Here is a 10856-nt window from a genome sequence, read left to right as displayed (position 1 = left end):
TGGTGGGCGGGGGGGGGGGGGGGGGCCGGGGGGGGGGTGGGGGGGGGGGGGGTGTGGGGGGTGGGGGGGGGGGGGGGGGGGGGGGGGGGGGGGGCGGCCCCCGCCCCCCCCCCCCCCCGGGGGGGGCCGGGGGGGGGCCCCGCCCCGCGGGCCCCCCCCCCCCCCCCCCCCCCCCCCCCCCCCTCCCCGTGCGCGCGTCTAGTTCCAGGCGTTGTTCTGGTTCTGGGCGTGCGAGCCGTGCTGTCCGGCGCCGAATTGGGCGGCGATGCCCTGGCCGATGGCCACGTTCTGCGGGGGCATGACCTCGCTGGGCTGGACGAGCGCGAAGCCCTGGCCGAGGAAGCTGAGCTCCCAGCCCTCGCCGGTGTTGCCGCGGCGGGTGCGGACGCCGGAGCTGTGCGTCTGCGCCTGCATCTGGACGCGCAGTCCGGTGGACCAGGCGACGATGGCGTCCGCGTCGACGCTGACGTACTTGTCGGGCGTGACGTGCATCATCAGCGGCTGCCCCGAGGTCATCAGGGCGACCTTGCCGCGGCCGGAGATGTTGAGCTGGTACTTGCCGGTGCCGGAGACGCCGTACTGGCTGTCGACGGCGATGACCTCGGTGTGGAGGGTCGAGTCGAGCGCCAGGACGTAGGCGCTGTCGACGGTCAGGCCCTCCTGCTCGACGTCCACGACGTGGACGTTCTGGGCGAGGTTGGCGAAGTAGACCGTGCCCTGGCCCGAGCAGCGCATCAGGTCGAGGCCCTCACCGGTGCGGGCCTGGGCCCTGCGCTGGCCGGGGGTCTTGTACTCGCCGTCGAAGTCGACGAGTCCCTGGTACGCGACCATGGCGCCCTTACGGGCCAGGATGTCGTCCTGCCCGGTGAGGCTGACCCGCAGGAGCTGCGGGTTCTGGATGACGTACCGCTCCTGGCTCTGCTGCTCGGCGTGGTTGAAAAGCGGGCTCTGCATGGTGTGTTCTCGCTCCCTCTCAGCCCCGGGCCCGCAGGCGGTCGGTGCTGTCCTCGCTCGGCTGTACGACGACGATGCCCTGGCCCGAGAAGGCCATCTGGAATGCCTCGCCGCTGCCCCGCCCGATGAGGGAGGAGGCCTTGAAGCTGCGCTTGCCCTTGACCTTGAGCGACGGCGACCAGGCGACGAGCGCGTCGGGGTCGACGTACGTCTCGTCGTCGCCGCGTCCGCAGTCGACGACGATCGGCGTGCCGCGCGAGGTCAGGGCGACCCAGCCGGTGCCGGCGATCGACACGTTGAACAGGCCCTGGCCGGCGAACTTGGCGAGTCCCTTGACCCGCTCGACGCCCCACTGGAGGTGGGCGTCGAAGGCGAGCAGGTTGGTGCCGTTGACCGAGAGGGAGTCGTTCTGGAGGTTGATCACGACCACGTCGGCGCCGTAGTCGGCGAGGTAGAGCAGTCCGTCGCCGGAGCACTTCATGATGGGCGCGCCCTCGCCGGTGACCCACTGCTGGGCGACCTGGCGGGCGGCGGGCGGGTTGGGCTCGTAGGTGATGTAGCCCTCGTAGGAGACCATCGCGCCGGTCCGGGCGTAGAGGTCCTGCCCGGAGGCCATGGCCACCTTGAGCATGGCGCGGCCGTGGTTCTCCATCCGGGCCGCGACGGGGGTCGGGGCGTAGCCCGCGAATTGCTGGTTCATGACTTCGGGCTCCCTCAGACCTCGTAGGGCTGGACGACGATGAAGTTGCCGGGGGCTCCCCGGAACTGGAGGTTCACGGTCTCTCCGCTGTGGCCGGGGTAGGCGTTGCGGCGGAGCCGCACCTGGCTGGAGAGGATGACCTGGGACGCGGACGACCAGGCGACGACGGCGTTGCAGTCGGCGAAGGTGGTCGGCGTGACGGGAAGCACCACGGGCACACCGTGGGTCTTCACGACGACGGTGCCGGTGCCCTGGAACTGCATGGTGAACAGGGCGCCGCCGGGGATGCCGTGGCCCTCGATGCGCCGCACCTCGTACTGCAGGGACTCGTCGAACGCGAGGACGTTCTCCGCGGAGACGCAGATGCCGTCGCCCTGGAGCTCGATCGGGTGCAGATGGGCCCCCTCCTCGGCGAGGAAGAGCTGACCGCGGCCGGTGCAGCGCATCAGCTGCATCTCCTGGCCGGTGGCGTTGCCGACGATCCGGCCGGTGAAGCCGGCGCCCTTGTGGGAGAAGTCGACCTTGCCCTGGTACATGACCATGGAGCCCTGGCGGGCCAGGACGGGGTTCCCGCCCATGGCGAGGTCGACCCGCATGAGCTGCTGGTTCTGCGGGGTCCAGCGGGCGCCGGTGGGGGTCTCCTTGTACGGCGCGAGCGCGGCGGCGAGCCCCGCTCCGGCGGCCGGGACACCCTGCGGGACGCCGGGCTGCTGACCGTACGACGGCTGCTGCCCGTACGGAGCGGGCGCGGCCTGCCCGTACGGGGGCGCCTGTGGCGGCTGGCCCTGGCCGGGGTACTGGCCCGGAACCTGCCCGGGGTACTGGCCCGGGGGCTGCCCCGGGACCTGGCCGTACTGGGGCTGCTGCGGCGGCTGCCCGTACGGGGCGGGTGCCGGCGCGGGCGGCGGAACCGGGGCGGGCGCGAGCGGAGCCACCATGGTGGGCGCCGTGTGCACCGGCTGCGCGGGAGCGGGCGGCGCGGGCGCCTGCGGGGCCGCGGGGCCGCCGTAGGCCGGCGCGGGGGCCGGAGCCGCGGGGGCACCGAAGGCCGGGGCGGGCGCCGGAGCCGCGGGGGCACCGAAGGCCGGCGGCGCCGTCGCCTGCTGTGGCGGGGCGAAACCGGGCGTGGCCTGCTGCGCGGCGGGCTCCTCCTCGGCGACCTCGCCGCCGAAGTTCCTCAGGAGCGCGTCGAGACCACCGTCGAAGCCCTGGCCGACGGCGGCGAAGCGCCAGACGTCCTTGAGGTAGAAGTCGCCGAGCATGACGGCGCGCTCGGTGGTGAACTCCGCGCCCGTGAAGGCGTACCGGGCGACTTCCTCGCCGCCGGCCACGATCCGCAGGTGACCGGGGCCGACCTGGGACATCTGGCCGGCGCCGTCGATGGTCGCGGTGAACGACAGCTTGTGGATGTCGGCGGGGATGCGATCGAGAGTCACGCGGAAGGACTCGGTGTCACCCGACTGCGCCCCGAGCAGCTGGACGGACTCCTCGGGTGTCTTCGGCTGGTTGAAGAACACGAAGTAGCGGTCGTCGGAGAGCCGCTCGTCCGCGTCGAGTCCGAAGCAACTGATGTCGAAGGTCAGTCCGGGCGCCGCGATCTGCACACCGACGTACAGATCCGTCCCGGCGGTGAGATCACTGATCTTGGCCTTGTGGCCGCGTTGGAATTCCCTGGCCATGCGTAACGACCGTCCCCCATCCCGAATGGCTAATGCTCGCGCCAGGCTAACCGCTGAGTGCGACATTGAGACAGGGCAGGTCGTTTTCGGTACGGAATCGGGAAACCCGCCCGCCTGCCCGCGGCGTCACTCCTCGGCGGCGCCGGGGAGGTGCGGCAGCCGGCCGGCGGCGACCACGCCCTCCAGGTAGCCGCGCGCCCGCTCGGTGCGCGGGTACGCCTCCAGGAGCCGCCAGAACCGGGGCCCGTGCCCGGGGACGAGCAGATGGGCCAGCTCGTGCAGGAGGACGTAGTCGACGACGTACTCGGGCATGCCCTGGAGCCGGTGGGAGAGGCGGATGCTGCCCTCGGAGGGGGTGCAGGAGCCCCAGCGGGTGTTCTGGTTGGTGACCCATCGCACGGAACTGGGCCGGGCCCGGCCGTCGAAGTACTGCTCGGAGAGGCGCAGCGCCCGCTCGGTCAGCTCGCGGTCGCCGAGGACGCTCCGGCTCTCCTGGGCGGCGAGCTTCTCCAACATGACGCCGACCCAGCGGCGCTCCTCGGCCTCGGACATCCGGGCCGGGATGAGCACCACGGTCCGGTCGCCCTCGCGGTAGGCGGAGACGGTTCTGCTGCGCCGTGGACTTCTGCGGACCTCGACCGCACTCGTCCCCGCACCGCGGTGCGGCTTGTCGGTCACGCTGCGCTGTGGGTCGGCGGGCACGGCCCCGACGTTACCCGCTGTCAGCGGGGTAAGTCCCGCCTCGGGAGTGGTTTCGACAACGATCCGCCCGCACCGCGCACCATTTGAATGACTAATCCCCTTGTCTGTGGACAACTTTCCGCGCCCGTCTCGACGGCGGGGCATTCTCGGACCGGAACGACGAAAGGCCGTTGTGGATCATGAATGCGGGGCGGGGGAAATGCATCCGATGGTGAAGCCGGCGCTGCGCCGGGCCTGGCGGAGTCTGCGCCGCGTCCAGTTCGGGGTCACCCCCGCGCACGCGGTGGTGCTCGACCCGGTCGACCGGGAGACGGGGACCCTGCTCGGGCTGCTCGACGGCACCCGTGGGACGGAGCTGCTCCGGGCCGAGGCGCGGGCGCTCGGTCTGCCCGAGGGGCGGCTGGAGGCACTCGTCGGCCGGCTGGAGTCGGCCGGGCTGCTCGCCGACGCCTCGGCCGGTCGGCCGGGGCGGGCGGGCCCGGTGGCCGGCTCCGCGGATGCGGGCCTCGATCCGCTCCGCGCCGACCTGGCCTCCCTCTCCGTGGTCCACCCCGGGCCGGATCGGGCGGTACGGACGCTGGCGGCCCGACGGTCCCTGCGCGTCCAGGTCCGGGGCGCGGGGCGGGTGGGGACGATGGTGGCGGCGCTGCTCGCGGCGGCGGGGGTGGGCGGGGTCGAGGTCGTCGACTCGGGCCGGGTCGAGCCCTGGGAGACGGCCCCGGGCGGACTGCCGGCCGAGGCGGTCGGCGAGCGCCGGGCGACGGCGGCCCGAAGGCTGGTCGGCCGCTGGCGCGGAAGTCGGGGCGGCCGGAGCGACGGAAGCCCGTCGGGCGGACCGGGTGGGTCGGGCGCGTCGGGTGAGCGACGCGGCGGTCGGAGTGGAGCGGGTGAGGACGTCGGTGGCGTCGGTCTGTCACTCGTCGTGGTGACACCCCGGGACGGCCTCGGCGCCTACGTCCCCGATCCCCTTCCCGCCGAGCGGTGGATCGCCACCGGCACCCCTCATCTGTACGCCGGCGTCCTCGAGGCGACGGGAACGGTCGGACCGCTCGTGCTGCCGGGCGGAACGGCGTGCGCCCGGTGTCTCCAGGAGGACCGGATCGACCGGGAGCCCGTCTGGCCACGGCTGCTCGCCCAGTGGCGCTCCGGCGCCCCGCATCCGCTGCCCGCCTGCGATCTGGGACTGGCGACGGCGGTGGCGGGGCTCGCCGCCGCACACGCCCTGGCCTTCCTCGACGGTGATCTCCCGGCGAGCACGGGCACCCGGTGGGAGGCGTCACTGCCGCTGCTGGAGTGGCGGGCGGAGCGACTGAGACCCCACGCGGCCTGCCCCTGCGGCGCGGCGCGCGAGCGAGAGGGGGAGCGCGCCTCGGCAGCCGGAGACGCGCAGGACACAATGGCGGGGTAACGGCCCTGCGCGGCACGGCAGTCTGGGTTTTGGAGGGGCGTATGTCTGATCTTCCCCGGAAGGCGGTCACCCGGACCGCCAAGTTGGCCGCGTTGCCACTCGGCTTCGCGGGCCGGGCCACCTGGGGCCTGGGCAAGCGGATCGGCGGCAGATCGGCCGAGCTCGTCGCCCGCGAGCTCCAGCAGCGCACGGCCGAGCAGCTGTTCAAGGTGCTCGGGGAGCTGAAAGGCGGGGCCATGAAGCTCGGACAGGCCCTGTCCGTCTTCGAGTCGGCCCTTCCCGAGGAGGTCGCCGGGCCGTACCGCGCGGCGCTGACGAAGCTTCAGGACGCGGCCCCGCCGATGCCGACGCGGACGGTGCACGCGGTGCTGGAGGAGCGACTGGGTGCGGAGTGGCGGGAGTTGTTCCTGGAGTTCGAGGACAAGCCTGCGGCGGCCGCCTCGATCGGGCAGGTGCACCGGGCCGTGTGGCACGACGGGCGCGAGGTCGCGGTCAAGGTGCAGTACCCGGGCGCCGGGGAGGCACTGCTCTCCGATCTGACGCAGTTGAGCCGCTTCGCCCGGCTGCTCGGCCCGCTCGTTCCCGGGATGGACATCAAGCCGCTGATCACCGAGATGCGGGACCGGGTCTCCGAGGAGCTGGACTACGCCCTGGAGGCGGCGGCCCAGCAGAAGCACGCGGAGGAGTTCGCGGACGATCCCGACGTGGTGGTTCCGGCGGTGGTGCACCGGGCGGAGCAGGTCCTGGTGACCGAGTGGATGGACGGCGTCCCGCTCGCGGAGGTGATCGCGGACGGCACACCGGCTCAGCGGGACCGGGCGGGTCAGCTCCTGGCCCGTTTCCTCTTCTCGGGCCCCGCGCGCACCGGTCTGCTGCACGCGGATCCCCACCCGGGGAACTTCCGGCTGCTGCCGGGCGCCGACGAGGACGGCAGTCCGGAGGGCTGGCGGCTCGGGGTGCTCGACTTCGGCACCGTGGACCGGCTGCCGGGCGGGCTGCCGGAGACGATCGGCACCTGTCTGCGGATGACGCTCGCCGGTGAGGCGGAGACCGTCTACCGACTGCTGCGTGAGGACGGCTTCGTCAAGGAGTCCGTCGCCCTGGACCCGGACGCGGTCCTGGAGTACCTGCTGCCGATCATCGAGCCGGCGGAGGCGGAGTCCTTCCTCTTCACTCGCGGCTGGATGCGGGCGCAGGCGGCCCGGATCGCCGACATCCGCTCCCCCGCCCACCAGTTGGGCAAGCAGCTCAATCTGCCGCCCTCGTATCTGCTGATACACCGGGTGACGCTGAGCACGATCGGCGTCCTGTGCCAGCTCAACGCGACGGTGCGGCTCCGGGCCGAGCTGGAGGAGTGGCTGCCGGGCTTCGTGGACGACGACGCCGACGACGCCGACGAAGCCGACGACTAGAGGGTCTGCGCCGGGGGCCGATCGGGCCGGGCTCCGCCGGACGGGCCCCGGACGCTGTCGTCGGCGACGGTGTTCGGGGTCACCACCAGGAGGAGTCGAGGCGGCCCTCGATCGCGCGGATGTTGGCGCGGGCGCAGTCCTCGCAGAAGTAGGTGCGCCGGCCGTTCTCCACGGAACAGGTCCAGGTCAGCGGCAGGGTGTCGGTCGTCTTGCCGCAGCGCGCGCAGGCGAAGGGTCCCCCGGGGGTACGGGCGTCGTTCATCCTCGTGACGATAACCCGACGAAGCACCCGCGGCACCGACAACGCACCGCGGGGGCCGGTCCCTCAGGACCGGCCCCCGCGACGGCGCCCCTGGGGGGCGCGAATTCGATCAGTGCATGACGGCCATGGCCAGCGCGCGGCGGGCGCGCAGCGAGACGCGCTCGGCGCGCCGCTGCATGCGTCGGGCGGCGACCAGGCGCACGGCCTGGCGTTCCGCGTCGACCTCACGCTGTCGCTCGTGCATATGCGCACGAGCCAGGGCTTCTGGGATGAGTTGCATTTCGCGGGTCCTGTTCTGACGTCGCGCGGTGGGCGCGGCGGAGGGGGAGAAGACTGGGGTCGCGGAGCCGGCGGGCTCGCTGGTGGAAGAGGTCATCGGGGCCTGCTTCTGGGGATCGTGCGTGAGGGGGCGGTCGATGGTTCCGGTGGCACTCATGCCGCTACCGGGTTCTTGCGCGGACGGCCACGGGGCCGCTTGCGGGCGACGACCACGCCCTGGACGAAGAGCTCGCCGCCCCAGACGCCCCACGGCTCGCGCCGCTCCTTGGCGCCGGCCAGGCAGGCGGCCACGAGCGGGCAGGTCCGGCAGAGGGACTTCGCGTACTCGACGTCGGCCGGGGACTCCGCGAAGAAGACCTCCGGGTCGTAGGCGCGACAGGGAACGGGGACGCCGAGGTTCTCGATGGCGTCGTCGAGCGCGGTGAGCGTGCTGAGGGGGGTCAAAGCGGGGTCCTCCGTGGGGCGGCCGGGCTGGGCGATCGATGCGGAAGGCGGTACGGACGGGGCGTGCGCTTCGAGTTGCACGGTGGTCTTTCCTCGTCTGGTCGTTCCGGCCTGTTGACCGGGTTTTCGGCTGGTACCGGGTGCGTCTGTCCCGAGGCGTCCTCGTGTCGTCGTCCCCGTTGGAGGACAAACAAAAGGGCCGCGGATCCCGGGTGGGGTTCCGCGGCCCTGAAGGCGCCGGTCTGATCATGGATCAGACTGGATCACTCCAGGGTTCGAGCCCACGGAAGGCCCACATCTTGTGGTGGTGCGTCGTCGTCTGCTGCTGGGTGCCGGCACCGGTCGCCGCAAAGTCATAGGCCTTGGCCTCGACTGCCGCTCCTGCTTCCAGTGCCTTGGTCGGTCGCTCATTGCGCAGTTCCACGGCAGGCCGCATGCCGAGACCGGCAAGGCCGGAGACGGGCAGACCGGTGCCAATGAACGCCGAGGCGGAGAGGCCGAGCGAGCAGGTGGAGGCGACGGAGCGATCGGTCATTTTGACGGTGCTGACGGACCCGGCACGGCTGACGAAGCTGGCGGTGCTGGTCTGAATCATGTTGCTGATCACGTGGAATCGCCTCCTCTCGGCGTCTCGGAGGGTTCGGGTGTGAGCCGGACCCTCATGTTTATTTGGACAAGTACAGCACAGAGACAGGGCTTCTCAGAAGCCGCTGTTCCGTGGTTAAGAACCTATGGGGCCTGACGGGGCAGGCGCAAACTATTTTCCCCACGAGTTTTCCTCAACTCTCGTCGGCTGCCGTCCCTCCCTCCTCACCTGCGCAGATGGCCAGGACGTCGTCCCCGAAGCGGTCCAGCTTGCGGGCGCCGACTCCGGAGATCGCGGAGAGTTCCCCGCCGGTGCCGGGGACCCGCTCGGCGATGGCCATCAACGTCTTGTCGGTGAACACGCAATAGGCCGGCTGGCCGAGCTCCCTGGCCTGTTCCGAGCGCCAGTCGCGCAGCCGCTCGTAGAGGGCCTCGTCCATGTCCGAGGGGCAGTCCTCGCAGCGCATGAGCTTCATGGCGCCCGCCTCCGTGAGCGTCGCCCCGCAGACCCGGCACAGGACGGGGCCGCGCGGCTTGCGCCGGCCGGCCGCGCCGACGCCCCGCTCGACGGAGCCCGACCCGCCGGCGCCCACGGTGCCGAGGGCCCCCGAGCCGGGCCGCACCCCCTTGAGGAAGCGGCTGGGGCGCCGGGAGGCGCGGCCGCCCGGGGAGCGGGAGAGCGCCCAGGACAGCGTGAGGTGGAGCCGGGCGCGGGTGACGCCGACGTACAGCAGGCGGCGCTCCTCCTCGACCTGCTCGTCGGTCTTGGCGTAGGTGATGGGCATCATGCCCTCGGTGAGGCCGACCAGGAAGACGGCGTCCCATTCGAGGCCCTTGGCGGCGTGCAGCGAGGCGAGGGTGACGCCCTGGACGGTCGGGGCGTGCTGGGCGGCGGCCCGCTCGTCGAGCTCGGCGACCAGGTCGGAGAGGGTGGCGCCGGATCTGGCGCGGGCGAAGTCCTCGGCGAGCCGGACGAGCGCGGCGAGGGACTCCCAGCGGTCGCGGACGGCGCCGGAGCCGGCGGGCGGCTTGCTGGTCCAGCCCTTGGTGGAGAGGACGGCCCTGACCTGGGAGGGCAGGTCGTCGGCGTCGTCGAGGAGGGAGTCGTTGCCGCCGGCGCGGGCCGCGCCGCGCAGGGCGATGCCCGCCTCCCGTACCTCCTGGCGCTCGAAGAAGCGCTCGGCGCCGCGGAGCTGGTACGGCACTCCGGCGTCGGCGAGGGCCTGCTCGTAGACCTCGGACTGGGCGTTGATCCGGTAGAGGACGGCGATTTCGCCGGCCGGGACGCCGGCGGCGACGAGGTCCCTGATGCGGCGGGCGGTGCCCTCGGCCTCGGTCGGCTCGTCGGCGTACTCCGCGTAGACGGGCTCGGGGCCCGGGTCGCGCTGGGAGATCAGCTCCAGCCGGTGGTCGGCGGCCCGGCCGCGCGCCTGGCTGAGCAGCCCGTTGGCCAGGTGGACGACCTGCGGGGTGGAGCGGTAGTCACGGACGAGCTTGACCACCGTGGCGCCCGGGTGCCGGGTGCGGAAGTTCAGCAGGTGGTCGGGGGTGGCTCCGGTGAAGGAGTAGATGGTCTGGCTGGCGTCGCCGACGACACAGAGGTTGTCGCGGTCGCCGAGCCACAGGTCGAGCAGCCGCTGCTGGAGCGGGGAGACGTCCTGGTACTCGTCCACGACGAAGTGCTGGTACTGGCTGCGGATCTGGTCGGCGATGTCGTGGCGGTCCTGGAGGATCCCGACGGTGAGCAGCAGCACGTCCTCGAAGTCGATCACCGAGCGGTCGCGCTTCAGCTGCTCGTACATGGCATAGATCTGGCTGATTTCCGCAGGGTCGCGCGGGGCATCCCTGAGGGACTTGGCGACGACGGCGGGGTAGTCGGCGGGGACGGTCTGGGTGACCTTGGCCCATTCGATCTCGCCGGTGACGTCCCTGAGCTCGTTGCGGTCGAGCCGGACCCGGCAGCGGGCCGCCGCCTCGGCGACCAGCTGGACCTTCCGCTCCAGGAGCCGGGGCAGATCACCACCGACGGCTTTCGGCCAGAAGAACTGGAGCTGGCGGAGGGCCGCGGAGTGGAACGTCCTGGCCTGGACGCCGCCCGCGCCGAGCTGCCGGAGCCGGCCGCGCATCTCGCCCGCGGCGCGGTTGGTGAAGGTGACGGCCAGCACACTGCCGGGCTGGAGTCTGCCCGCCCGCACCCCGTACGCGATGCGGTGGGTGATCGCCCGCGTCTTGCCCGTGCCGGCTCCCGCCAGCACGCACACCGGACCGGTCAGGGCCAGGGCGACCTCGCGCTGCTCGGGGTCGAGCCCGTCGAGCACCGCGTCGGCCGTCTCCGGGACCTGTGGGAAGAGAGTGGAGTGCGTTGCTGCTGTCACCCTCCAATGCTGCCAGGTCGGCCGAGCTCGACGCGGAGGGCTGTCCACAGGGGGTG

General features: G+C 72.5%; 11 protein-coding genes. 2 read left to right on the top strand and 9 right to left on the bottom strand.

The features are described from left to right. Positions 1 to 198 precede the first annotated feature (198 nt). From ACH4MY_RS35385 to ACH4MY_RS35370, 4 genes are all read right to left on the bottom strand, one after another. Positions 199 to 954 (bottom strand): AIM24 family protein, encoded by a 756-nt coding sequence (locus ACH4MY_RS35385; protein ID WP_398008547.1) that lies wholly within the window; start codon positions 952 to 954, stop codon positions 199 to 201. Positions 955 to 973: 19 nt separating this feature from the next. Beyond that, on the bottom strand, positions 974 to 1654 hold the full coding sequence (locus ACH4MY_RS35380) for an AIM24 family protein (protein WP_398008546.1): 681 nt from the start codon (positions 1652 to 1654) through the stop codon (positions 974 to 976). A 14-nt stretch (positions 1655 to 1668) separates the two neighbouring features. Further along, entirely contained in the window at positions 1669 to 3333 is a 1665-nt protein-coding gene (locus ACH4MY_RS35375) for a TerD family protein (protein ID WP_398008544.1), read from the bottom strand. 126 nt (positions 3334 to 3459) lie between these two features. Beyond that, positions 3460 to 4035, bottom strand: a complete 576-nt coding sequence (locus ACH4MY_RS35370; protein ID WP_398008542.1) for a M48 family metallopeptidase — start codon at positions 4033 to 4035, stop codon at positions 3460 to 3462. Between the two features lie 199 nt (positions 4036 to 4234). Between ACH4MY_RS35370 and ACH4MY_RS35365 the strand changes: the two genes are divergently transcribed. Together ACH4MY_RS35365 and ACH4MY_RS35360 are read left to right on the top strand one after the other, a co-directional pair. Next, entirely contained in the window at positions 4235 to 5443 is a 1209-nt protein-coding gene (locus tag ACH4MY_RS35365) for a ThiF family adenylyltransferase (protein WP_398008540.1), read from the top strand. A gap of 41 nt (positions 5444 to 5484) precedes the next feature. Beyond that, entirely contained in the window at positions 5485 to 6855 is a 1371-nt protein-coding gene (locus ACH4MY_RS35360; protein ID WP_398008538.1) for an ABC1 kinase family protein, read from the top strand. A 79-nt stretch (positions 6856 to 6934) separates the two neighbouring features. Here ACH4MY_RS35360 and ACH4MY_RS35355 read toward each other — a convergent pair whose 3' ends face one another. From ACH4MY_RS35355 to ACH4MY_RS35335, 5 genes are all read right to left on the bottom strand, one after another. Beyond that, on the bottom strand, positions 6935 to 7117 hold the full coding sequence (locus ACH4MY_RS35355; protein ID WP_398008536.1) for a hypothetical protein: 183 nt from the start codon (positions 7115 to 7117) through the stop codon (positions 6935 to 6937). Between the two features lie 109 nt (positions 7118 to 7226). After that, positions 7227 to 7553, bottom strand: coding sequence for a hypothetical protein (locus ACH4MY_RS35350; protein WP_189835706.1), 327 nt, complete (start codon positions 7551 to 7553; stop codon positions 7227 to 7229). Continuing rightward, on the bottom strand, positions 7550 to 7921 hold the full coding sequence (locus tag ACH4MY_RS35345) for a WhiB family transcriptional regulator (protein ID WP_398008534.1): 372 nt from the start codon (positions 7919 to 7921) through the stop codon (positions 7550 to 7552). The genes ACH4MY_RS35350 and ACH4MY_RS35345 overlap by 4 nt, the downstream gene beginning before the upstream one ends. Before the next feature lie 172 nt (positions 7922 to 8093). Beyond that, complete coding sequence (locus ACH4MY_RS35340; protein ID WP_398008556.1) at positions 8094 to 8435, bottom strand: hypothetical protein; 342 nt, start codon at positions 8433 to 8435, stop codon at positions 8094 to 8096. A 184-nt stretch (positions 8436 to 8619) separates the two neighbouring features. Then, positions 8620 to 10800: an ATP-dependent DNA helicase UvrD2 gene (locus ACH4MY_RS35335; protein ID WP_398008532.1), complete on the bottom strand. Its 2181-nt coding sequence runs from the start codon at positions 10798 to 10800 to the stop codon at positions 8620 to 8622. Between the last annotated feature and the right edge of the window lie 56 nt (positions 10801 to 10856).

Source organism: Streptomyces sp. NPDC017246 (genome assembly GCF_044331325.1).
In the GTDB taxonomy this organism is placed as follows: domain Bacteria; phylum Actinomycetota; class Actinomycetes; order Streptomycetales; family Streptomycetaceae; genus Streptomyces.
This window is presented reverse-complemented; position numbering and strand designations above follow the sequence as displayed.